This is a genomic window from Rhodospirillales bacterium, assembly GCA_016699855.1.
Lineage (GTDB): Bacteria > Pseudomonadota > Alphaproteobacteria > Reyranellales > Reyranellaceae.
On the sequence record CP064988.1, the window covers coordinates 4705326 to 4727375 of the forward strand.

Here is a 22050-nt window from a genome sequence, read left to right on the forward strand (position 1 = left end):
GCCGAACCTTGTCGTGTTCCAGTGGTTCGGGAGATCGCCATGTCCGTCGACCAACGCGAATCGGGGTTCCGCGTGACCCATATGAAGGTGGGCGAGCGCCTCTATCCCATCGGCGGCTACGCCGAGGCGTCGCGCATGTTCCGGGCGGCGCTCGCGCGCTGGCCGGGCCGCCAGACGGAGGTGTCATGTCCCGACCTGTGCGACGCCGACGGTCGCGAGCTGGGCTACGTGAACCTCAAAGGACAATGCTGGATCGGCCAACGCGCCCGGGCGTTCTGCGTGTACGAGCCGTCGGGCTGATCGTCACAGCCCTATCGGACGGACCTGGGCGCCAAGCGCGTTGATCGAGCGCCGCACGCCGCGCCAGCGCCGCCTGCGCGGCGATCCCGGGCCCGATCTCCGGCCCGGCGATTTCTTCCACGCGCCGGTGGACCGCGAGGCGCTGATGGCCGGCGGCGCCCGAGCGCCGAGATTCCTCAGCGGTGGGACGGCGCCCGCCGGCCTCCGGCGGCGCCGTACTCGATCTGGTCGTTCGCCTCCCACCAGCGCTGGTACTCAGACACCACGTCGATGGCGCAGCAGACCAGCGGCACCACCTTGGTGCCGAATCCCAGCAGGCGCTGCCCGCCGCGGCTGGCGTCCACGGCGCCCTTGCCCACGGTCGCCATGCGGGCTTCGATCTCCTGGATTTCGGCGGCGTTCTGCGAGATCGAGCGCTGCATCGCCTGGCGGATGCCCGATCCCGGCCGCTCGGCCAGCATCTGCCGCTGGGTCGCCTCCATCTGCGCGCGCAACCGCAGCACTTCCTCGCGCATGACGCCGAGCTCCTTGGTGTAGTTGGCGGTCGCGCGTCCCAGCGCGGTGCGGGCGCCGTCGATCGAGCCGTCCTTGACCAGCTCGAACGCCTTGTTCGATATCTCGCCCAGGGTGACTGCGCCGCTCTGCGCGCTCCACAGCGCGAACGCCTTCAACGACGCCATCGAATGCTCGCTCTGGGCGAACGCGATCACGGATTTGGTGCCGAGCACGATCACGAAGGTCGCGCCGGCCCGCGCCACGCCGGCCACCGGCGCCAGGCAGCACAGCGCCACCGTGCAGACGGCCTGGACGTTGTTCCACGTCCGCGCGGCGCTGGTGAGCGCGGCGTCGGCGGCGGCGTTGTGGGCCTCGGCGGCGTCGAACTTGGCCCGGATCTCCCCCCATCGCCGGTCGCGCTGGGCCTGCATCGACGTGAGGAACCGCAGCTGAGCCGCGGGGTTCGACAGCAGGCCGCGATAGTCGGCCAGCATGTTGTTGTAGACCTGAAGCGCGGCCGCCCGGCGCTGGTTCGGCGTGAGGCGCTCGGTCACGCGCTGCGCCGAGCCGCCGGCCATTCCCAAGGCATTGCCCAGGCCCCAGAGCATGCCCGTCGACTCCGAGATGAGCAGGGTGTCGGAGGCGAGCACCCTCACGTAGGCGCAGGAATACAGGAACGCACCCAACTCCTTGGGGTCGACGAGCAACGTCTCGAAGGTCGGCTGGGATTGGGCCATGCGGTTTGTCCCGCGCGCGATGCGGGTCCTCGTCGGATCGGGCAACGCAACCGCGCCGGCGGGCGCGGCTGGCGGCGCGAAGTGTACGCCGTCGGCCGCGGGAAGAACACTCCCGGTCGGCGGACGGGTCCGCCACCCCCGGCCGGCGCAGGTGAAACGGAGCGTCGCGGCTTTCGGGTCCGGCATGGCGGCGCCTACTCTGTTGTTTCGGCACGGGCGATACCGTAGCGTCGCTGCGGGAAGGGCCCTCGGCGCCGGCGTCGACCGGGGCCGCACCGGACATCGCGGGAGGATCGACATGTCGCGCAGAATGATCGGCACGGGCGCGTCGCGCCGCGCTTTCATCGCCGGGACGACCGCCATGGCGGCCGGATCGCTCGGCCTTCCGTCGATCGGCGGCGCCCAGGCGAAGCCGGTCAAAGTCGGCCTCATCCATCCGGTCACCGGTTTCGTCGCCTACAACGGCCAGCAGAGCCGGCTTGGCGCGACGATGGCGATCGAGGACCTCAACCGGGCGGGCGGCGTCAAGTCGATGGGCGGCGCGAAGCTGGAGGCGGTGCTGGGCGACAGCCAGTCCAAGGTCGAGGTCGGGGTCAGCGAGGTCGAGAAGATGAACGAGGCCGGGGTCGCGGCCTATGTCGGCTGCTTCCAGAGTCCGGTCGGCATCGCCGCCACCCAGGCGGCCGCCAAGTACAACACGCCGTTCCTGATCGATGTCGGCGCGTCGGACCTGCTGGTCAAGCGCGGTCTGAAGAACGTTTTCCGCATGAAGCCGGGCTTCGGCCGGTGCGTCGACGACGGCATCGCGGCGCTCGGCGCCCTCAACAAGGGCGCCGGTGGCGGCGCCAAGACGGCGGTGATCGTGCACGAGAGCGGCGAGTTCGGCACCGGCACCGCCAAGCTGCTGGCCGGCAAGCTGCCGTCGATCGGCATCGAGGCGAAGGAGCTGATCGCGCACGACAATCCGACCCGCAATTTCGACAACATCGCGCTGCGCATCCGCTCGCTGGCGCCGCACATCGTCATGATGTCGAACTACGGCAACGAGTACATGCTGCTCGCCCGCACGCTGTTCCAGCAGAAGGTCGACCTGATGGGCATGTTCTCGGTGCTCGGCGGCGGCTTCAACTACAAGTTCGTCAAGGAGATGGCGGACGCCTCGCAGTACATGATGGACACCAACCATTGGTTCAATCCGCTCAGCGCGTCGGCGCAGGCGCTGAAGAAGCGGGTCGAGGCCGGCGGCGCCCTCTTCACTTTCGAGGTCTACCTTTCCTACACCAGCGTCGCGCTGCTGGCCGACGCGCTGGAGCGGGCCGGCTCGGCCGACAAGGAGAAGCTGATCGACGCGCTGGGCAAGTCGACTTTCAAGGCCGATCTGATGCCCTACGGCCCGACCAAGTTCGTCGACGGGCAGAACGAGGGCGGCCTTCCGGCGGTCATGCAGTCGCTCAAGGGCGAGATCGAGGTGGTCGCGCCGGCCCAGTTCGCCTCGGCCAAGGCGGTGTTCCCGCGGCCGAAATTCAACTGACCGGAAATCCGGCGGCCGGCGGACGGAAGCGCGCTCCCGGCCGGCCGGCGCGCGCGCCGCGATGACCCTCGACATCGCCTTCGCCGGCATCGTCAACGGGTTGATGGCGGGCGGCGTCTACGTGCTGGTCGCCGTCGGCCTGACGTTGATCTACGGCGTCCTGCACATCGTCAATTTCGCGCACGGCAGCCTGCTCATGCTGGCGATGTACGCGGTGCTCTACCTGTTCCGCCAGCCCGTCGGCCTCGATCCTTACCTCGCCTTGCCGGTCGTCGCCGGCGGCGCCTTCGCCTTTGGCTACGCGCTCTACCGCGGCGTCATCGGGCGCTTCAGCGGCGGCAAGGACGACAACATCCTGCTGATCACGCTGGGCCTGTCGATCATCATCGACAACGCCGCGCTGTTCCTGTTCACCGGCGACACCCAGACGATCGACGTGTCCTACGCCGGCCGTTTCGTCACGCTGGGCCCCGCGCTGCTGCCGCTGCCCAAGCTGATCTCGTTCGGCGCGTCGTTGCTGCTGTGCGCGCTGCTCGGCGCCTTCATCGCGCTGACGGACACGGGCAAGGCGATCCGCGCGGTCGCCAAGGAGCGCCAAGGCGCGCGCCTGGTCGGGATCGACGTCGAGAACGTGTTCGCCATCTCCTACGGCATCGGCGTCGCCTGCCTCGGCGCGGCCGCCTGTTTGCTCATGCCGTTCTTCTACGTCAGCCCGTCGTCGGGCCACGCCTTCGTGCTCATCGCATTCACCACGGTCGTGCTCGGCGGCATGGGCAGTTTCGCCGGCGCGCTGGTCGGCGGGCTGCTGATCGGGATCGTGGAATCGCTCGGAGGGCTGCGGTTCGGGGAGCAGCTCGGCCAGATCGGGATCCCGGCGGTGTTCATCGCCATCCTGCTGCTGCGGCCGGCCGGCCTGTTCGGGGAGCGGTGATGCCGCGGCGGGCGGCGATCTGGTGCGCGCTCGGCCTCGGCGCGGCCGTGGTCTATCCGCTGCTGTTCGGCGGGCCGGCGCCGCTGCTGTGGCGGTCGAGCTACGCCCTCAACGTCGCGTTCCTGATCCTGTTCGCGGCATTCATCGGCCAGAGCTGGAACGTCGCGGGCGGGTTCGCCGGCCAGACGTCGTTCGGCCATGTCGTGTTCTTCGGCACCGGCGCCTACGTGTCGACGATCCTGCACGTCACCTGGGGTTGGAACCCGTGGGCGGCCTGGCCGATGGCGGCCGCCGCTGGCGCCATCGTCGGCTGGCTCATCGCGACGCTGAGCTTCCGCGCGGGTCTTCGTGGCTCGTATTTCGCGCTGATCACGCTGGCCTTCGCCGAGGCGTTCCGGATCTTGGCCAACTCGGCGCCGTTCACGCGTGGCGGGCTGGGTATGCTGATCACCGCCGATCCACGGGCGGCGAACTTCCAGTTCCGCGATCCCGTCTGGTTCTACTACGTGGCGCTGGCGCTGTGCGTGGCGTCGCTGGCGCTGGCGTGGTGGCTGACGCGCTCGCGCTTCGGCGCCCGGCTCGTCGCCATCCGCGAGAACGAGGACGCCGCCCGCGCCCTGGGGATCGACGTGTTCCGCGAGAAGGTGCGGGCGCTGACGCTTTCCGGCGCGATGTGCGCGGCCGGCGGCACGGTGTACGCCCAGAAATACCTCTACATCGATCCGTCGATCGCGTTCGGCGTCGACAAATCCGTGGAGATGCTGCTGGTCAGCATGATCGGAGGGGCGGGCACGGTGTTCGGTCCGCTGATCGGCGCCACCGCGCTGCATCTCGTCGGCGAGGTCACGCGCGATCTTGGCAACATGGTGCCGGGCGTCAAGAACGCCCAGCCGCTGGCGCTGATCGTCTACGGCGTGATCCTGATCGCCATCGTGCGCTACCTGCCGGACGGGCTCATGAGCCTGTTCCGGCGCGCGCGACGTCGGGGCGGGGGCGCGTAGGCCTATGCTCATCGTCCGCGGCCTTACCAAGCGGTTCGGCGGCCTCACCGCCGTCGACGGGGCGTCGCTCGACGTGGACGAGGGCGCGATCGTCGGCTTGATCGGGCCGAACGGTGCCGGCAAGACGACGCTCTTCGCCACCATCGCCGGATTCCACAAGCCCGACGCCGGCGCGGTCTCGTTCCGGGGTGGCGACATCACGGGCCTGCCGCCGCACCGGATCTGCGCGCTGGGGATGGCGCGGACGTTCCAGATCACGCAGCCGTTCGCGCGCCTGTCGGTTCTCGACAACATCATGGTCGGCGCCTACCTGCGCACCGCCGAACGCCGCCGGGCCGAAAGCGCGGCCATGGACGTCGGCCGCCGTGTCGGCCTTGGCGACCGGTTGGATATGCCGGCGACCGATCTGACGGTCGCGGGCCGCAAGCGACTCGAACTCGCGCGCGCGCTGGCCACCGGGCCGGCGCTGCTGCTGCTCGACGAGGTGATGGCCGGCCTCAACCCGACGGAGGTCGACGAGATCGTAGCGGTCGTGCGCGGCATCCGCGCCGGCGGCGTGACGATCCTGCTGATCGAGCACGTCATGCAGGCGGTCGTCAGCCTGGCGGAGCGGGTCTACGTGCTGAACGACGGGCGGATGATCGCCGAGGGCGCGCCCGGCGCCATCGCCGCCGATCCCGCCGTCGTCGAGGCCTATCTCGGGCACGGCGCGGCGGGCCGGATGCGGGCGGGCGCCGGGCATGCTTGAGGTCGCCGGCCTGCGCGCCGGCTACGGCGCCGTCGAGATCCTGCGGGGGATCGACCTGATGGTCGGCGACGGCGAGATCGTGGCGTTGCTGGGCGCCAACGGCGCGGGGAAGTCGACGCTCAACAACAACATCTCGGGCATCCACAGGCCGTTCGCCGGCCGCGTGACGCTCGCCGGCCGCGACATCACCGGCGCGCCGCCGGCATCGATCGTCGCGGCGGGGTTGATCCAGGTCCCCGAGGGACGCCGCGTGTTCCCCGACATGAGCGTGCGCGAGAACCTCGAGCTCGGCGGATACCGCCGCGGTCGGGCCAATCGGGCGGCGAATCTCGAGCGCGTCGTCGACATCTTCCCGCGGCTGCGCGAGCGCTTCGCGCAGAAGGCCGGCACGTTGTCCGGCGGCGAGCAGCAGATGCTGGCGATCGGCCGTGGTTTGATGGGCGAGCCGCGCCTTCTGATCCTCGACGAACCGTCGTTAGGTCTGTCGCCGCTGCTGGTCGAGGAGATGTTCGCGCTGATCCGCCGCCTCAACGCCGACGGGCTGGCGATCCTGCTGGTGGAGCAGAACGTCGTGCAGTCGCTCGACATCGCCGCGCGCGCCTATGTGCTGGCGAACGGCGTGATCGCGATGTCGGGGCCCGCCCCCGAGCTGGCCGGCGACGCGGGGTTGCGGCGCGCCTATCTCGGGATGTGAGGCGCCGGTCACCGCCGTGACTCGGGTGGATGGCGGCGCTACCGTCCCCGCAATGGATCGGGAGGGACGAGCATGACGAAGCGTGTGATCGACGCCGACGGCCACATCTGCGAGCCGGCGGCGGTGTGGGACGAGTATGTCGAGCGGCGGCACCGGGCCGACACGATCCGCGTCGAGCGCGACGCCGAGGGGCTCGACTGGATCTCGATCAACGGCGTCATGCGCCGCAATCTGCGTCCTGCGGCCGCCTGCGTGCCATGGGGCATGGACGACCCGGAAAATGTGCCGACCTGGAATGACATCCTGCCGGGCTCCTACGAAGGCGGCGCGCGCGCCAAGGTCCTCGAGGAGGAGGGAATCGAACGGTCGCTGCTGTTCCCGTCGCTCTATCTGCTGGCGGGCGACATCGAGAGCCCCGACGTCGCCGCCGCCGCCTGCCACGGCTATAATGAGTGGATCGCCGACGTGCCGCGACGGGCGCGGCAAGCTCGCGGCCGTCGGCATCGTCCCGCTGCAGAGCGTCGAGGCGGCGGCGCGCGAGGCCGCGCACATCGCCAAGCTCGGACTTAAGGGTGTGTGCTTCCGGCCGGAGCGCTACAAGGGCATCGCGCTGTACGACGACCGGCTGCGGCCGTTCTGGGACACCGTGGCCGGCGAGGGCCTCTTCGCCGCGGTCCACGGCAGCTTCGGCTCGCTGATGCCGAGCTTCGCCACCAGCCGCTACGACAACATGTTCTTCACGCACATGATCTGCCATCCGTTTGAGCAGATGGCGGCGTGCCTCGACATCCTCGCCGGCGGGGTGCTGGACAGGCATCCGAACCTGCGCGTGGCCTTCCTCGAATCGGGCCTGGGCTGGCTGGAGTACTGGCTCGACCGGCTCGACGGCCATTTCGAGTCGATGCGCCACCACGTGCCCTGGCTCAAGCGCCGGCCGTCGGAGCTGTTCCGCGAGCGATGCTTCATCTCGATCGAGTCGGACGAGGCCGCGCGGCTGCCGCGGCTGAAGGAGCTGGGCTTGGACGGCTGCGTCATCTGGGGTGCCGATTTCCCGCACTACGACTGTACGTATCCCGGCGCCGTGACCGACCTAGAGGCGCATCTCGCGCCGTTGGATCCGGCGCTTGCCGATGCCGTGCGCTACCGCACGGCCGAACGGTTCCTCGGGCTCGCCTAGGCGGCGCGGCCGCCAAGCGTCACCGTTTCCGCCGCATGTCCGCGAACGGCGGCAGCGGCGCCTTCCATTTCCGCGACAACCGCGTCCGGTCGCCCGACCATTCGAACGGGTCGGCGCCGTGCACGCGCCAGAGCACGCGGTCCGAAAGCTCCAGCAGGCCGAAAGCGCCCGATGCTTCCCCGTCGGTCGTGAACGTCTCGGTCAGCGACTGCAGACTGAGATGCGCGACGCCGTCGACCGTCGTCAGCGAGTTCCAGTGCACATGGCCGGAGATCGACACGACCGGCACGGTGGCCTCGCGCAGCGCCGCGCGGACGCGGGCCACGGTCGGAAACGTCGCGTATTGCGGGTTGTTCTCGAACCAGAAATTGCCGGTCTGGGACTGCCCGGACAACGGCACGTGGCCCACGATCACCAGCGGTCGGTCGGCCGTGCGCACCGTCTCGGCCAGCCATTCCAGGTCGCTGTCGACCAGCGCGAAGGTGCCCGGCCAGTGGATGCGCGTGTCGGCGCGCCACACCACCAGCCGCCAGTCGCCGATGTCGCGGACCTCGTGGCCGGCGTTGCGGCGGAAGATCGAATCGTTGTCGGCGACCGTCAGGTAGTCGACGTCGTGGTTGCCGTCGACGTGGATGCGCGGCGCGGTGAACGGCGCGAACGCTTCCGCGACCTCGCGCTCGAGGACGAGGTCGGCCTCGCGCGAGACGTCGGAGATGCGGTCGCCCAGGTCGACGACGGCGTCGACGCGGGCCTCGGCGGCGAAGCGGCGGAACTCGTCGAGCAGGCCCAACGCCGCCGGCCCGTCCTTGGTGAGCGACTTCTTGCCGTGGTGGATGTCGGTGACGAAGGCGAGGCGGACGGCGTCGGCCATGGCGGCGGGCTCCGGAGGGCGGCGGGGATCGGGCGGATCCGACACCGCCGATGTTACATCGCCGCGACGGTCGCGCCAGCCGGGGGCATCAGCCTCCGCCGATCCCGAGGCCGAGGATCAGGTAGCTGAACGACTTGCCGTGGGAATCGAGGTTCAGCGAGGTGTTGACGCCGCCCTCGAGCGCGTCGCGCATCACGAAGTTGAGGCCGTGCAGATGGTCCATCTCGTGGCGCGCGACCTCGCCGCGCAACAGTTTGGGGAACGCCGCCTTCAGCCTCTCCACCGTCAACTCGCGCTTGAGCAGATCGTAGTCGGCGGGGTCGTAGACCCACACCGAGACGTTCGACGTGTCGCCCTTGTCGCCGGCGCGGGCGTGGGCGATGTCGTGGACGCGGCGGGGACGGCTCATGTCGTGAACATCCGGAAGGTCGGGCGGACCTGGTCGCGCGCGACGAGGGCGGAGTGGGTGACCACGCCGGGGCTGACGGCGCCGCGGAAGCCGCCACCGCCGGCCGGACCGCAGCACAACAGCGACTCGACCTCCCACAGCATGGTGTCGACATCGTCGCGGCGGCGCGAGCGCAGCGCCACGCGCAGCCGCACGTCGTCGGGCTCGGCGGCGTCCATCCGCCCGTCATGGGCGGTGCCGTGCAGCGCGTTGACCCCGACGAGGTCGATGCGCAGGTCGGCGGCGAATCCGTTGCGCCGCGTCAGCCGCGTGCGCACGATCTCCGCCGCCAGCGCGGCCCGGGCGCGCGTTGGGGCCGGCGTAGCTGATGCCGGCCTCCGCGAGCAGGCCGCCGTCGAAGCCGATCGTGACCTTGAGGCGGTCGGGGCGCCGTGCGCCGTCGGCGCCCTCGACGAGGACGCGATCGCGTCCTTCCTCCGCGATGCGGACGCCCGAGAAATCGGCGGTGACGTCGGGGGTGAGGTACGCCGCCGGATCGTGCACCTCGTACAGGAGCTGCTCCTTGACCGTCGCCATCGTGACGCAGCCGCCGGTGTCCGGCAGTTTTGAGATCGCGGCGCTGCCGTCGAGCGCCACCTCGGCCAGCGGGAAGCCGCAATCCGCGAGGTCAGGAACGTCCTTGAAGCCGGGGTCGGCGAAGTAGCCGCCGGTCACCTGCATGCCGCACTCCAGCAGATGGCCGACCAGCGTGCCGCGGCCGAGCAGCTGCCAGTCGTCCTGCGCCCAGTTGAAGCGGTGCACCAGCGGCGCCAGGAACAGCGACGGATCGGCGACCCGCCCCGTGATGATGACGTCGGCGCCGGCTTTCAGCGGCGGCAGAAGCGCCTCGATTCCGAGATAGGCGTTCGCGCCGACCACCGGCAGGCCGACGTCGTTGACGGTGCCCGCGCGGTCTATCAGCGGCGTGTCGGGGGGGACCTGCCGGCCGATGTCGTCGCCCTCGACGCAGGCGACGCGCAGGCCCGTCAGCCCGAGCTCGCGCGCGATGCCGACGGTGAGCTGCGCGGCGGCCAGCGGATTGGCGACGCCCATGTTGGTGACGATGGTGGTGCCGTTGCGCCGGCATGGCTCCAGCACCGCGCGCATGCGCTGCGCCAGCTGCGGATTGTAGCCCTTGCCGCCGTCCAGCATGCGGTCGCGGTGACCGAACGCCATGGTGCGCTCGCCGATGCACTCGAACACGAGGTAGTCCAGCCGGCCGCGCGTCGCGAGATCGACCGCCGGCTCCAGCCGGTCGGCCGAGAAGCCCGCGCCGCATCCGATCCGTACCGTCCGCGCCATCCGCCATCCTCCGCTCAACGCCTACGCCGGCCGCCGGCGCACCACAGCAATGCACCGCCCGGACGCGACGCCACGCCGTCGCGCCTCGGCGCATAGCGTCCCGACAATGTGACTGTCGTGCGGCGGAGAAATCGCGTGCGCGCGCGATTTTTTCCGGACCGCCTCAGCGCGCGGCGGCGACTGGCGGGCTGGTCGGCGGGCCCTTCAACTCGACCTGGTTGCCCTCGGGGTCGTCGAAGTAGATCGATGGTCCGGTGCCGTCGGCGCCGTAGCGTTCGACCGCGTCGCCGGCCCGCACGCCGTGGGCCGCGAGGCGCGCGCGGATGGCGTCGGCGTCGAACGGCCCGACCCGGAAACAGTAGTGGTCTATGTTGGCGCCACCGGCGTCCGGCGCGCGCGGCACGAGATCGAGCAGCGACGCGCCGGCGCGCAGCTGGATCAGGCCGATCGATGGAATCCGGCGCTCCTCCGCGCAGCCCAGCGCGTCGCGGTAGAACGCCGCGAGGCGCTCCGGGTCGCGCGCCCGCAGGACGATGTGGTCGATCCGTTCGATGGAGAAGGTCATGGCGTCCTCCGCGCCGCGGCGCGCTCAACGATACGACAGAACCGCGTCCAGCGCGCGCTCGACGACGGCGCGGCTGTCGATGTCGACCGCCACCGACGCGTTCGGAGCGGCCGCGATGCGGCCGGCGCCCGGCCGCAGGCGGCGCATGTCGCACAACGTCATGCCCCTGGTGTGCGTTCCCGCCAGCTCGACGCGCACGTCGGTCTCGACGAACCCCACCAGCGCGGGAAAGGCGTAGGGCATCAACGCGCAGACGTCGTGCATCGGCGCCACGTCGACGCCGTGGGCCGCGCGCTGGCGGCCGAGATAGAACGCCATCAGGTCGGCGATCGTCGCGGCGACGCGGCCGCCGCCGGCGCGCAGGAGCGCGATGTCGCCGCCGTCGAACCCTGTGCGGCGCGTGACGTTGAGGCCGACCATGCGGATCGGCGCCCCGGAGGCGAAGACCTCCGCCGCCGCCTCGGGATCGCAATGGACGTTGAACTCGGCGGCGGGCGTGATGTTGCCGCCGGTCGTCGAGCCGCCCATGACCGCGATCTCGCGGATCCAGCCGGCCAGGCGTGGTTCGCGCCGCAACGCCGTGGCGAGGTTGGTCTGCGGGCCGATGACGGCGACGACCAGTTCTCCGCGGTGACGCGAGGCGAGGTCGATGATGACGTCGACCGCGTGCGCGTCGACCGGGCGCCGGGACGGTGGGGGCAGGGTGGCGCCGTCCAGGCCGCTGGCGCCATGGACGTGGGCCGCTGTGGTCGGTGCCGCCGCCAGCGGCGCCGCGCATCCCCGCGCGACGGGGACGTCGATGCCCGCAAGCTCGAGAACGGCGAGCGCGTTGCGCGTGGTGTTCTCCAGCGTCGAGTTGCCGTGGACCGTCGTTACGGCCAGCAGATCGAGATGCCTCGCGGCGAACAGGAGCGCGACCGCGTCGTCGTGGCCGGGGTCGCAGTCGATCAGGATCCTCGCCGCCATGTCGACAGCCTCCGGCGGACGCCCGCCGTCACATCGCCGCGCGCTGGATCCGGCCCTCGTCGATGCCGACCGAGCGGGCGGCGGCGACGATGCTGGCCCAGGTGTCGTCGGCCAGCGGCACACCCTCGGCGCCGCGCTTGGCGCGCGCCGCGATCTCCGGCTCGCCGGGCACCAGGACGTCGACGCCGGCCTTGGCCGGCCTGGAGCTCTTCACGAACGTCGTGTAGCGGTCGACCTCGGGTCCGAAAAAGCCGGAGGGGTCGACCACCTTGGGATCGACGTAGAACGAGAACATGCCGTTGCTGAACGGCCGCCCCGTCGCGGTGGCCCCGTTGCCGGTGAGCGCGCCGCCCAGCAGTTCGCACATGAAGGCGAGGCCGGATCCCTTGTGGTCGCCGAAGGCGCGGATCGCGCCCTTGCCCTGCGAATGGACGCGCGGTCCGGCGGGCGTGTAGTCGCCGTAGAGCAGGTGCGGATCGCCGCTGGTGGCGCCGTCGGGCCCGATCAGCGCGTCGGACGGAATCTTCTTGCCGCCCTGGCTGGCGACGAGCACCTTGCCCTCGGCGACGATCGATGTGGCGAAGTCGAGGATCAGCGGGTCGCGGCCGTCGCGCGGAATGCCGACGGCGTACGGCGCCGTGGAGAAACGCCGCTCGACGCCGCCATAGGGCGCCACCAGAACGCTGCCGGCGGCGTTGACGAAATGCACCGATACCAGCCCGGCGGCGGCGGCCATCTCCGCCCAGTCGCCCGTTCGGCCGGTATGCGCGGCGTTGCGCAGGCCCACGGCCGAGAGCCCCATCCCGCGGCACTTCTCGATGCCGAGCTCGACGGCCTGCTGCCCCACCGTCTGGCCGAAGCCGAAATGCCCGTCGACGATCGCCAGCACCGGCGTCTCGACCACGATCGAGATCGTGGCGTCCGGCTTCGTCACGCCCTCGCGCAGGTTCTGCACGTAGCGCGGCACCCGGACGACGCCGTGGCTGTCGTGGCCCGTCAGGTTGGCCTCGACGAGGTACTTGCCGACCCGCGCGCCCTCGGCCGGCGAGCAGCCGGCGGCGGTGAAGATGTCGGCGATGAACCCGCTCAACGCGGGCGCGGCGATGGTGACGGTCATGGGGCCGGCGGCGCCTCAGACTTTCAGGTGCGGCTGCGCCATGTTCGCCACGTAGCCGCGGTTCCAGGTCGGGCTGATGACGACCTCGTTGATGCAGACGTGCGGCGGCAGGCACGCGATGTAGCGGATCAGGTCGCCGCAATCGTCGGACTGGACCATCTTGGCGCGGTCCTCGGCGCTGACGGGCACCGGCCGCTTGTCGAGGATCGGAGTCGCGACCTCGCCGGGGCAGACGACGCAGGAGCGGATGCCGTTGACGCACTCCTCCATGTTGATGGAGTGGCTCATGGCGACGGCGCCGTGCTTGGCGGCGTTGTAGGCCGAGCCGCTCAGCGGGCTGACCCAGCGGCCCGCCCACGACGCGGTGTGGATCAGCACGCCGTCCTTCTGCCGCCGCATCATCGGCAGCACGGCCAGCACGGCGTAGAAGGCGCCGTTGAGGTTGGCGCCGACGACGGTGTCGACGCCCTCCGGCGTGAGCTGCTTCCAGCTGCGCTCCGTCACGTTGAGGCCGGCGTTGTTGACGAGGATGTCGCAGCGCCCGAACTCGACCTCGATCTCCTTCGCGACGGCCGAGACCGTGGCGGCCTTCATCATGTCGCCCGGTTTGACGACGGCTTTGCCCTGGGCCGCCCGGATCGTCGCCGCGGTCTGCTCCAGCGGCTCCTTGCGCCGTCCGGTCAGGACGACCGTGGCGCCCTCGCGGGCGAGCGCCACCGCCGCCGCCTGGCCGATGCCCGTGCCCGCGCCCGTGACCCAGGCGATCTTGCCCTGCAACGCACCCATGATGCCCTCGCAATGTCGGAGTGGAAACGCGAGCGGCGCCCCTCGGGGCGCCGCCGGATCGTCTGTCGCCGCCCGGTCAGAGGACCTTGGCCGTCGAATCGTCGATCAGGTGCATGTTGTTGAGGTCCGCGAGCAGGCGCATCTTGCCGCCGTCCTTGGCGCCCGCGTTCGGATTGACGCGCCCGCAGATCTCGACGCCGTCGATGGTGAAGTACACCAGCGTCTCCATGCCCATCGGCTCGGTGACGTCGAGCGTCACCTCGAACTCGTGCTGGTTCGCCTCGACGTGGCGCGGCACCTCGGTGATGTGCTCCGGCCGCAGGCCGAAGAGCAGGCCGGACTTCGCCGCGTGCGCCTTGTAGCGCGCCGTCCGGTCGGCCGGCACCGGGAACACGATGTCCTTGCCGAGGCGCAGCCGCAGCGCGCCCGCGGCCTCCTCCAGCTTGCACGGGATGAAATTCATCGCCGGCGAGCCGATGAAGCCGGCCACGAACTTGGTGGCGGGCGCGTGGTAGAGGTCGTTCGGCGCGCCGACCTGCTCGATGATGCCTCCGTTCATGACGACGACGCGGTCGGCGAGCGTCATCGCCTCGACCTGGTCGTGCGTGACGTAGACGGTCGTCGTGCGCACCTTCTGGTGCACCTTCTTGATCTCGGTGCGCATCTGCACGCGCAGCTTGGCGTCGAGGTTCGACAGCGGCTCGTCGAACAGGAACACCTTCGGGTCGCGCACGATGGCGCGCCCCATGGCGACGCGCTGGCGCTGGCCGCCCGAGAGCTGCTTCGGCTTGCGCTCGAGCAGCTCGGTGATGTCGAGGATGCGCGCCGCCTCGTCGACGCGGCGCTTGATCTCGTCCTTGGCGACCTTCTTCAGCGTAAGGCCGAACGACATGTTCTCGTACACGCTCATGTGGGGGTAGAGCGCGTAGTTCTGGAACACCATCGCGATGTCGCGGTCCTTCGGCGGCACGTCGTTCACGACGTGGCCGCCGATCGCGATGTCGCCGTCGGTGATCTCCTCGAGGCCCGCGATCATGCGCAGTGTCGTGCTCTTGCCGCAGCCCGAAGGGCCGACGAGGACGACGAACTCCTTGTCGGCGATGTCGAGGTCGATCCCGCGGACCGCCAGTGTCTCGTCGTACTTCTTGACGACCTTGCGCAGCGTTACCTGGGCCATTTTCCCGCTATCCCTTCGTCGCGCCGGCGGTCAGGCCCGCGATGTAGTAGTCCATGAGGAAGGCGTAGATGATGAGCGGCGGCGCCGCGCCGAGGAGCGCGCCGGCCATGATCTGGCCCCAGTTGAACACGTCGCCCTTGATCAGCGTCGTCACGATGCCGACCGGAAGCACGAGCTCGCTGGTCGAGGTCGTGAACGCGAGCGGATAGAGGAACTGCGCCCACGATACGGTGAAGGCGAAGATGGTCGCCGCGATGATGCCCGGCAGGGCGACCGGGATGAAGATCTTGGTCAGCGTCTGCCAGTAGGTGGCGCCGTCGATCAGCGCCGCCTCGTCCAGCTCCTTGGGGATGCTGGCGAAGTAGCCGATCATGATCCAGGTGCAGAACGGCACCGTCAGCGTCGGATAGAGGATGATCAGCGTCCACCAGTTGTTCATCAGCTGGATGCCGAAGGTGTCGTTGACCCAGGCGAACATCTTGAACAGCGGGATGAACAGCAGCGTCTCGGGGATCAGGTAGGTGAGGAACACGCCGGTCGCCAGCGTCGCCGAGCCCCAGAACTTCATCCGCGCCAGCGCGAAGGCGGCGACGACGCTGATCACCATCGTCACCGTGACGACGCAGATAGACACGATCGCGGAATTGCGGAAGAAGCGCAGGAACACGTCCTGCGTGAGCAGGTCGTAGTAGTTGCCGATCGTCGGCGAGAACACCCACCAGGGATTGATCTCCGCCGAGATCTCCTGGCTCGTCTTGATCGACGTGATGAACATGTAGATCGGCGGCGTCAGGAAGAAGATCGCGAACAGGATCAGGAAGAAGTACGACCAGCGCAGAGCCCAGCGCCGGTCGCGCGACATGCTGCCGTAGCGCGGAGCCGCGGCGGGCTCCGGCGCGGCCGTGGCGGCGGCGGTCATGCCTCGTTACCCCTCTTTGTGATGTCGCGCAGGATGAACACGGCGGCGATCGCCAGGATCGGCACCATGAAGAGCGACACGCTGGCGCCGAGCGGGATGTCGCCGCTTTCGATGCCGACGCGGAACGCCCACGTACCGAAGATGTGCGTGCTGTTCAAGGGATCCCCTTTCGTGAGCACGCGCACGATGTCGAAGTTGGCGAAGGTGACGATCAGCGAGAACAGCGCCGTGATGGCGATGATGTTGCGCATCATCGGCAGGGTTACGTACCAGATGCGCTGCCACCACGTCGCGCCGTCGATGGCGGCGGCCTCGTAGAGCTGCTCCGGCACCGATTTGAGCGCCGCGAGGTACATGATCATGAAGAACGGCGCGCCGATCCAGACGTTGACGAGGATGACCGAGAAGCGCGCCCAGCCGGTCTCTCCGATCCACGGGATCGGCCCGATGCCCATCGGCTTCAGCAGCCAGTTGAAGGCGCTGTAGGAGGGGTCGAACAGCCACAGCCAGGCGAGCGTGCTCATCGCCGGCGGGATGACCCACGGCACCAGCAGCATGCCGCGCCACTTGCGCTGGCCCTTGCTCGGGATGTTGTGGACGAAGTGCGCGACGATGAAGCCGATCAACGCCTTGAAGATGACGGCGGTCACGGCGAACAGGCAGGACTGCCAGACCACCATCCAGAACGTCTCGCGCCCGAACAGGAACGTGAAGTTCCCCGGAGCCAAGAGCCAGCGTCCAGGAAGGGCCCATCGATTTCTTCAGCGTCGCGAGGAAGACCGCGTAGCCGGCGGGATAGGCGACCAGCAGGAAGATCAGGATGATCAGCGGCAGCGCCATCAGGAAGGCGATGGTCGATTTGCGCTGCATGAGCTTGTGGAGCCCGCTGCGCGAGTCCGCGATGTCACGCGCCGGCGCGGGCGCGGCGATGTCGGCCATGGATGGCTCCCGATTCTTGCTGCCGGTTGGGGGCGGGGGCGCCGCGGACGGCGCCCCCGCCGGAGCGGCGCGCGCCTACTGGCGCGTGAAGCCCTCGAGCTCCTTCTCGGCCCAGGCGATGGTCTTCTCCATCGTCTCGCCCTTGAAGTATCGGACGGCCATCTGGGTCTGGATGCCCTGGGTGTAGATCTGCTCGGCGATCTTGTGCGGCGCGGGCGCCGCGGCGATCGACAGGGTCTGGTGGTTGTGCGGGTTCGGGTAGTGGTAGAGCGTGCCCTTGGGCGGCCCTTCCTCGGCCCACGTCTTCAGCGTCGTGAGGTTCGAGAAGGACGGCAGATCGTAGCCGCCGCTGGCCGCCACCATCTTCTCGACGGCGCCGGCCTGGCTGAGGAACACCATCAGGCTCTTCGCCGCCGACTGGTTCTTGCTGAAGTTCCATGTGCCCCAGAAGAACGGCAGGAAGGGGCCGAACCGCCCGGCGGGCCCCGACGGGAAGCCGTGGCTCCAGCACTGCTCGGCGATCTTCGGCGCGTCGCGCTTGGCCACCGCCCAGGCGCTGGGCGGGTTCATGATCAACGTGCCCTTGCCCGACACCAGCCACTTGTTGTTCGAGGCGTCGTCCCAAGACGGGGCGTCCTCGGGCAGGAACGTCATGAGACGCTTGTAGTACTCCAGCGCCTTGCGGACGTTGTCGCTCTTGGCGGTCACGTCCCCCTTGGCGTTGACCAGCATCGCGCCGAAGCTGTGGAAGATCGCGCCGGCGGTATCGACGGAGTCCGACGTCGTGCCGAGGCCGATCCCGAAAGGAACGCCACCCTTGTGGCAGGCCTCGGCCGCCTTCATGAACGCGTCCAGCGTCCATCCGTCGGCCTTCGGCGCGGCGCCGGAGGGATACATCGCCTGGATGTCGAGCCCAGCGTGCTGCTTCAGCAGATCGATGCGCGTGCACGGACCCTTGATCTGGCTGCCGATGGTGGCGGGTACCGCCAGCCATTTTCCGTCGACTTTACCGAGGTATTCCACGGTGGCGTTGACGGCGCCGTTCTGCTTGATCAGCGGCTCCATCACGTCGTTCATCGGCACGAGCTGGGACGAGTACCGCGCCGGCAGCCAGGTCGAGAAGGCGAGCACGTCGTGGCCGGACCGCGCCTGGGACTCCGCGGCGGTCGTCAGCAGCAGCTTGTTGCCCTGCGACGTGATGTAGTCGATCGTGACCTCGACCTTCTCCTTCTCCGCCCATTCCTTGATCAGCGCCTCGCTGGTCTTGTTGGCGCCGGGCACCCAGTGGTCCCACAGGCCGAGCGAGAGCTTGCCGGCGGCGTGGGCGCCGCGCGTGAACGGCGCCGCCAGCGTCGCGGCCGTGACGGCCGTGGCTGCGCGGCCGAGCGTGCGTCGTGTGATTCTACGGGTCGACATCAAGTTTCCTCCACTTCCCTATGGCCGGCCGGCGGCCGGCGCGATCCTGATCGCCACTATATCCGCGGCGCGCGCTCTTGGATGGCGCTTCCGCTCCAATGCTAGCCACAATTGGCGCGCCGGGTCCATACCTCGATCGCGCATGACGGCCGCGACCCCGGCGTCGGGACGGTCCCGGATCAGCGGCGCGTCGCCAGCGCGACGCCGACCACGGTGACCGCCATGCCGGCGAGTTGGGCCGCCGACAGCCGCTCGTCGAACAGCAGGAACGCCTCGACGGCGACCAGCGGCGGCATCAGGTACATCAGCGCCGCCGCCCGCGACACCGCGCCGTGGCGGATCAGCAGGAGCAGCAGGCAGCTTGCGCCGATCGACATGCCCAGCACCGACCACGCCATCGTGGCCACGATCGTCGTGTTCCACTCGATGCGGAACGACTCGACCGCCAGCGCCACCGGCAGGGTGAAGATGAAGGCGCTGGTGAACTGCAGCGTCTGGGTCGAGAGCAGGTCCGAGCGCGCCAGGAAGCGCTTCTGGTAGAAGGCGCCCAGCGTCGCCGCCAGCATGCCGCCGGCGTTGATGGCGATCGGCGTCGCGACCGCCGCGAGATCGCCGGCTACGGGCCCGGCTAGCTTCGGCCACAGCACCAGGCCGATGCCGGCGAAACCGAGGACGACGCCGATCCATTGCGCGCGTCCGATCCGCTCGCCGATCAGCGCCGGCGCGAGCAGCGCGGTCAGTATGGGCTGGAGCGCGGCGATCAGGCCGGATATCCCCGCCGGGACGCCGTGCGCGATCGCCCACCAGACGCCGCCGAGGTGGATCGCGTGGAGCAGGAGTCCGCTCGCGAAGGCGTGGCCGACCTCCCGCGCGGTCCGCGGCCAGCGGGCGCCCAGCAGGACGCAGAGCGCGGCGAGCGCGATGGCGGAGAAGGCGTGGCGGAACGACAGGAAGGTAAGCGGCTCGGCGTGGTCGGCGCCGAAGCGGGCCGAGATCCAGCCGGTCGACCAGAGCAGCGCGAACAGCGTCGGCGCGAACCGGGTGAGGAACGTCGTCATTCCGCGTGGTCGCTATCGCAGGTGGCGGGCGCGCGCAAGCGGCGCCTGGTTCGTCGGCCTTGAACTCCGCGCCGGGGGCGGTGAGACTAGCTGTGGTTACCAGGAGGGGGGCGCGACATGAAGGCGCTGACGCGGGAGCAGGCCGACCAGTTCTGGCGCGACGGGTTCATCGTCGCGCCCGACGCCGTCACGCCGGCGCAGCTGGCGGCGCTGCGCGCGGAGATCGCCGGCTGGGTCGAGGAGAGCCGGCGGCACCTGACGCCGTTCGGACCGCCGACTATCGACGGCCGGCCGCGCTTCGACATGGGGGCCGAGCACTCCGCCGACCGGCCGGCGCTGCGGCGCGTCAACAATCCATCGGACATCTCGGCCGCGTACCTGGCGGCGATGCGCGACAGCCGCATGACCGACATGGTCGCCGACCTGATCGGTCCGGACGTCAAGTTCCACCACTGCAAGATCAACCTCAAGCTGACCGGCGCGAAGACCGAGGTGCTCTACCACCAGGATTTCGCGTACACGCCGCACACCAACGACGACATCGTCACCGCCCTGCTGTTCCTCGACGACATCGACGAAAGCAACGGCGCGCTGACCGTCGTGCCGGGCTCGCACCGCGGCGAGGTCCACTCGCTGTTCGACGGCGACACCTTCACCGGCGCCGTCGCGCCCGAGACCGAGAAGGCGCTGCTGGCGCGGAGCGTGCCGTGCCATGGCCGGGCCGGCGACGTGTGCCTGATGCACACCAAACTGGCGCACGGCTCGGAGCGTAACCGCGGCGACCGCGCGCGCGGCCTCTACATCTGCGTGTACACCGCCGCCGACGCCGTGCCGCTGGCGCGGAACCCGATGCCGAACACGCACGAGGGCGAAATCGTGCGCGGCAAGCCGGCGCGCGTCGCCCGGCTCACCGCGGGCGTCGTCGAGCTGCCTAACCAGCCGAAATCGGCGTCGTTCTTCACCGTGCAGGGACAGGCGTCGGCCAAGGCGGCGGAGTGACCGCCGGGCCGGCGCGATGAGCGGCGGCGATCCGGTCCCGGCGGTCCGCGAGGACGCCGCGACCGGCGACATTGCGCGGCTCTACGCAGACATCCGCGCGACGCTCGGCGTCCCGGTGGTCAACCTCGTGTGGCGCCATCTCGCGACCATCCCCGGCGCCCTCGAATGGTCGTGGAACTCGGTCCGTCCGGTCTATCTTGACGGTGCGGCGGCGGGCGCGGCGGCGGCGCTGCGGGACGCCATGCCGCTCGTCCCGGTCGCCGGCCTGCCGCGCGACGCCCTGCGCGCCGCCGGCGTCGACGCGGCGGCCGAGACCGCGATCCGCGGCGTTCTCGCCAGCTACGACCGCTCCAACACCATGAACCTGCTGACGCTGTCGGCGCTGCGCGCGCGGATCGACGGCGTCCCGGCGGAGCCGGCCCCGGCGCTGCACGCCGGCGGCGGCAACGACGCGCCGGACGCGCTGCCGCCGTTGCTGGCGCGGGACGAGATGGCGCCGGAGACCTGGAGGCTGGTTCTACGGCTCAACGCCCTGGGAGCCCGCGACGACGGGCGCATCGTCGCGAGCATGTACCGCCATCTGGCGCATTGGCCGCCGTTCCTGGCGCTGCTCTGGACGACGCTTTCGCCACCGGGCCAAGACGGGCGCCTGGTCGCGGCGATCGACGGCGTCCAGTCGCTGGCGGTGGCGCGCGCGCCGGCGCTGATCGGCCGGCTCGCGCCGCCGGCCGCCGCGCCGTCGACCGCGGCGCTCGACGCCACCCGACGCGCGCTCGACGATTTCATCGTCCACGCCATCGGCAAGATGGTGCCGGTCTGCCGCTCGATCCGCCTCGGGATGGAACCGTGACGGGCTGGACGGGCGGCTAGAGCAGATTCCCGTTAATCGCAGCCGTAGCCTGCATGGGCGAAGAAGTTTTGACAGTCCTGCGGCTTGAAGCTCCGTAGAGCGTCCGCGGTGGCGGCCTCGAGGGTGTCGATGGTCCTGGCCGCGAGCTTGCGGACGTGCGCCTTGGAGCTTGGCGAAGGCGTTCTCGATGGGGTTGAGATCCGGGGAGTAGGGCGGCAGGTAGAGCGGCGTCGCGCCGCTGGCCTCGATGGCCTGCCTGACGCCGGAGACCTTGTGGGCGGCGAGGTTGTCCATCACGACGATGTCGCCCGGGCGCAGGGCCGGGGCCAGCATCCGCTCGCACCATGCCCGGAAGGCGTCGCCGTCCATCGGCCCGTCGAGGACCATCGGGGCGAGGAAGCCGGCCAGCGTCAGCCCGCCGACGAAGGTCACGGTCTTCCAGTGTCCGTGGGGATGGCGGCGCGGCAGCGCCGGCCTCTGGGCGCCCAGCCGCGCAGGCGCGCCATCTTGGTCGACAGCCCGCTCTCGTCGATGAACACCAGCTTCGCGGCGGCGAGGCCGGGCTGGCCTTCCAGCCACGCCCGCCGGGCCTCCTTCACGTCCGGACGCTCCCGCTCGCTGGCGTGCGCGGTCTTTTTTATACGTCTGGCCGCGGCGGTCGAGGAACTTCCAGACCGCCGTCCGCACCACCCTCAACCCGCGCTCCGCCGCGAGCCGCTCGACCATCTCGTCGAGCGTCGTGTCGGGCTTCTCCTCCAGCGACCCCAGGATGAAGTCCGCGTGCGCGTCCAGCACCGAACCCTTCGGCTTGCCCTGCCTGGCCGGCCGCACGTCGCCCTGCGCGCGCTTCAGCCGGCCCCACGCGCCCGCCGTCGCCTTCCCGATCGAGAACCGGACCGCCGCCTCACCCGTCGACAGCCCGGCCTCCAACGCGGCGACCACCCGTTCCCGCAGATCCTGACTGTACGCCTTGCCCATCGACCCCTCCGACATCCGTCGAGGAATCGAATCATCTCCACCTCG

The 22050-nt window shown here is 70.0% G+C and carries 20 protein-coding genes and 3 pseudogenes; 9 read left to right on the forward strand and 14 right to left on the reverse strand.

The features are described from left to right. The first annotated feature begins 39 nt into the window (after window positions 1-39). Window positions 40-300: a hypothetical protein gene (locus IPK81_22315; protein QQS12211.1), complete on the forward strand. Its 261-nt coding sequence runs from the start codon at window positions 40-42 to the stop codon at window positions 298-300. A 176-nt stretch (window positions 301-476) separates the two neighbouring features. Here IPK81_22315 and IPK81_22320 read toward each other — a convergent pair whose 3' ends face one another. Continuing rightward, entirely contained in the window at window positions 477-1532 is a 1056-nt protein-coding gene (locus IPK81_22320; protein ID QQS12212.1) for a hypothetical protein, read from the reverse strand. A 310-nt stretch (window positions 1533-1842) separates the two neighbouring features. Here IPK81_22320 and IPK81_22325 point away from each other — a divergent pair, with 310 nt between their 5' ends. The 6 genes from IPK81_22325 (at window position 1843) to IPK81_22350 (ending at window position 7614) form a co-directional block, all read left to right on the forward strand. Next, window positions 1843-3063: an ABC transporter substrate-binding protein gene (locus IPK81_22325; GenBank protein ID QQS15220.1), complete on the forward strand. Its 1221-nt coding sequence runs from the start codon at window positions 1843-1845 to the stop codon at window positions 3061-3063. Window positions 3064-3124: 61 nt separating this feature from the next. Next, window positions 3125-3994, forward strand: coding sequence for a branched-chain amino acid ABC transporter permease (locus IPK81_22330; protein QQS12213.1), 870 nt, complete (start codon window positions 3125-3127; stop codon window positions 3992-3994). Further along, on the forward strand, window positions 3994-4995 hold the full coding sequence (locus IPK81_22335; protein QQS12214.1) for a branched-chain amino acid ABC transporter permease: 1002 nt from the start codon (window positions 3994-3996) through the stop codon (window positions 4993-4995). The genes IPK81_22330 and IPK81_22335 overlap by 1 nt, the downstream gene beginning before the upstream one ends. A gap of 4 nt (window positions 4996-4999) precedes the next feature. Then, window positions 5000-5743 (forward strand): ABC transporter ATP-binding protein, encoded by a 744-nt coding sequence (locus IPK81_22340; GenBank protein ID QQS12215.1) that lies wholly within the window; start codon window positions 5000-5002, stop codon window positions 5741-5743. Then, window positions 5736-6437, forward strand: a complete 702-nt coding sequence (locus IPK81_22345; GenBank protein ID QQS12216.1) for an ABC transporter ATP-binding protein — start codon at window positions 5736-5738, stop codon at window positions 6435-6437. The genes IPK81_22340 and IPK81_22345 overlap by 8 nt, the downstream gene beginning before the upstream one ends. A gap of 448 nt (window positions 6438-6885) precedes the next feature. Next, window positions 6886-7614 (forward strand): amidohydrolase family protein, encoded by a 729-nt coding sequence (locus tag IPK81_22350; GenBank protein ID QQS12217.1) that lies wholly within the window; start codon window positions 6886-6888, stop codon window positions 7612-7614. Between the two features lie 19 nt (window positions 7615-7633). Here IPK81_22350 and IPK81_22355 read toward each other — a convergent pair whose 3' ends face one another. From IPK81_22355 to IPK81_22410, 12 genes and pseudogenes are all read right to left on the reverse strand, one after another. Next, window positions 7634-8485: a metallophosphoesterase gene (locus IPK81_22355; protein QQS12218.1), complete on the reverse strand. Its 852-nt coding sequence runs from the start codon at window positions 8483-8485 to the stop codon at window positions 7634-7636. Window positions 8486-8573: 88 nt separating this feature from the next. Next, on the reverse strand, window positions 8574-8894 hold the full coding sequence (locus IPK81_22360) for a hypothetical protein (protein QQS12219.1): 321 nt from the start codon (window positions 8892-8894) through the stop codon (window positions 8574-8576). Beyond that, window positions 8891-10235, reverse strand: a pseudogene (locus IPK81_22365) (DUF1446 domain-containing protein). Before IPK81_22365 ends, IPK81_22360 begins: the two are co-directional and overlap by 4 nt. 163 nt (window positions 10236-10398) lie before the next feature. After that, window positions 10399-10800, reverse strand: coding sequence for a VOC family protein (locus IPK81_22370; protein ID QQS12220.1), 402 nt, complete (start codon window positions 10798-10800; stop codon window positions 10399-10401). A gap of 24 nt (window positions 10801-10824) precedes the next feature. Further along, entirely contained in the window at window positions 10825-11766 is a 942-nt protein-coding gene (locus IPK81_22375; GenBank protein QQS12221.1) for a nucleoside hydrolase, read from the reverse strand. A gap of 28 nt (window positions 11767-11794) precedes the next feature. Next, complete coding sequence (locus IPK81_22380; GenBank protein ID QQS12222.1) at window positions 11795-12883, reverse strand: malate/lactate/ureidoglycolate dehydrogenase; 1089 nt, start codon at window positions 12881-12883, stop codon at window positions 11795-11797. A gap of 15 nt (window positions 12884-12898) precedes the next feature. Next, on the reverse strand, window positions 12899-13672 hold the full coding sequence (locus tag IPK81_22385) for an SDR family oxidoreductase (GenBank protein ID QQS15221.1): 774 nt from the start codon (window positions 13670-13672) through the stop codon (window positions 12899-12901). Window positions 13673-13745: 73 nt separating this feature from the next. Continuing rightward, on the reverse strand, window positions 13746-14846 hold the full coding sequence (ugpC, locus tag IPK81_22390) for a sn-glycerol-3-phosphate ABC transporter ATP-binding protein UgpC (GenBank protein QQS12223.1): 1101 nt from the start codon (window positions 14844-14846) through the stop codon (window positions 13746-13748). A gap of 7 nt (window positions 14847-14853) precedes the next feature. After that, on the reverse strand, window positions 14854-15765 hold the full coding sequence (locus tag IPK81_22395) for a carbohydrate ABC transporter permease (GenBank protein QQS12224.1): 912 nt from the start codon (window positions 15763-15765) through the stop codon (window positions 14854-14856). Beyond that, window positions 15762-16704, reverse strand: a pseudogene (locus tag IPK81_22400) (sugar ABC transporter permease). Before IPK81_22400 ends, IPK81_22395 begins: the two are co-directional and overlap by 4 nt. Before the next feature lie 75 nt (window positions 16705-16779). After that, window positions 16780-18120, reverse strand: a complete 1341-nt coding sequence (locus IPK81_22405) for an extracellular solute-binding protein (protein QQS12225.1) — start codon at window positions 18118-18120, stop codon at window positions 16780-16782. 179 nt (window positions 18121-18299) lie between these two features. Continuing rightward, window positions 18300-19178 carry a DMT family transporter gene (locus IPK81_22410; GenBank protein ID QQS12226.1) on the reverse strand — a complete coding sequence of 293 codons (879 nt, stop codon included), beginning with the start codon at window positions 19176-19178 and terminating at the stop codon, window positions 18300-18302. A gap of 117 nt (window positions 19179-19295) precedes the next feature. On the opposite strand from IPK81_22410, the gene IPK81_22415 reads away from it, so the two are divergent. Next, complete coding sequence (locus IPK81_22415; GenBank protein ID QQS12227.1) at window positions 19296-20177, forward strand: phytanoyl-CoA dioxygenase family protein; 882 nt, start codon at window positions 19296-19298, stop codon at window positions 20175-20177. Between the two features lie 16 nt (window positions 20178-20193). Next, window positions 20194-21027, forward strand: coding sequence for a hypothetical protein (locus tag IPK81_22420; GenBank protein ID QQS12228.1), 834 nt, complete (start codon window positions 20194-20196; stop codon window positions 21025-21027). A 32-nt stretch (window positions 21028-21059) separates the two neighbouring features. Here IPK81_22420 and IPK81_22425 read toward each other — a convergent pair. Next, a pseudogene (locus tag IPK81_22425) lies at window positions 21060-22005 on the reverse strand (IS630 family transposase). Window positions 22006-22050: the final 45 nt, after the last annotated feature.

Coding starts and splice junctions, on each gene's coding strand:
- IPK81_22315 (QQS12211.1), top strand. CDS start 40: ATGTCCGTCGACCAACGCGAATCGGGGTTCCGCGTGACCCATATGAAG.
- IPK81_22320 (QQS12212.1), bottom strand. CDS start 1,532: ATGGCCCAATCCCAGCCGACCTTCGAGACGTTGCTCGTCGACCCCAAG.
- IPK81_22325 (QQS15220.1), top strand. CDS start 1,843: ATGATCGGCACGGGCGCGTCGCGCCGCGCTTTCATCGCCGGGACGACC.
- IPK81_22330 (QQS12213.1), top strand. CDS start 3,125: ATGACCCTCGACATCGCCTTCGCCGGCATCGTCAACGGGTTGATGGCG.
- IPK81_22335 (QQS12214.1), top strand. CDS start 3,994: ATGCCGCGGCGGGCGGCGATCTGGTGCGCGCTCGGCCTCGGCGCGGCC.
- IPK81_22340 (QQS12215.1), top strand. CDS start 5,000: ATGCTCATCGTCCGCGGCCTTACCAAGCGGTTCGGCGGCCTCACCGCC.
- IPK81_22345 (QQS12216.1), top strand. CDS start 5,736: ATGCTTGAGGTCGCCGGCCTGCGCGCCGGCTACGGCGCCGTCGAGATC.
- IPK81_22350 (QQS12217.1), top strand. CDS start 6,886: ATGAGTGGATCGCCGACGTGCCGCGACGGGCGCGGCAAGCTCGCGGCC.
- IPK81_22355 (QQS12218.1), bottom strand. CDS start 8,485: ATGGCCGACGCCGTCCGCCTCGCCTTCGTCACCGACATCCACCACGGC.
- IPK81_22360 (QQS12219.1), bottom strand. CDS start 8,894: ATGAGCCGTCCCCGCCGCGTCCACGACATCGCCCACGCCCGCGCCGGC.
- IPK81_22370 (QQS12220.1), bottom strand. CDS start 10,800: ATGACCTTCTCCATCGAACGGATCGACCACATCGTCCTGCGGGCGCGC.
- IPK81_22375 (QQS12221.1), bottom strand. CDS start 11,766: ATGGCGGCGAGGATCCTGATCGACTGCGACCCCGGCCACGACGACGCG.
- IPK81_22380 (QQS12222.1), bottom strand. CDS start 12,883: ATGACCGTCACCATCGCCGCGCCCGCGTTGAGCGGGTTCATCGCCGAC.
- ugpC (QQS12223.1), bottom strand. CDS start 14,846: ATGGCCCAGGTAACGCTGCGCAAGGTCGTCAAGAAGTACGACGAGACA.
- IPK81_22395 (QQS12224.1), bottom strand. CDS start 15,765: ATGACCGCCGCCGCCACGGCCGCGCCGGAGCCCGCCGCGGCTCCGCGC.
- IPK81_22405 (QQS12225.1), bottom strand. CDS start 18,120: ATGTCGACCCGTAGAATCACACGACGCACGCTCGGCCGCGCAGCCACG.
- IPK81_22410 (QQS12226.1), bottom strand. CDS start 19,178: ATGACGACGTTCCTCACCCGGTTCGCGCCGACGCTGTTCGCGCTGCTC.
- IPK81_22415 (QQS12227.1), top strand. CDS start 19,296: ATGAAGGCGCTGACGCGGGAGCAGGCCGACCAGTTCTGGCGCGACGGG.
- IPK81_22420 (QQS12228.1), top strand. CDS start 20,194: ATGAGCGGCGGCGATCCGGTCCCGGCGGTCCGCGAGGACGCCGCGACC.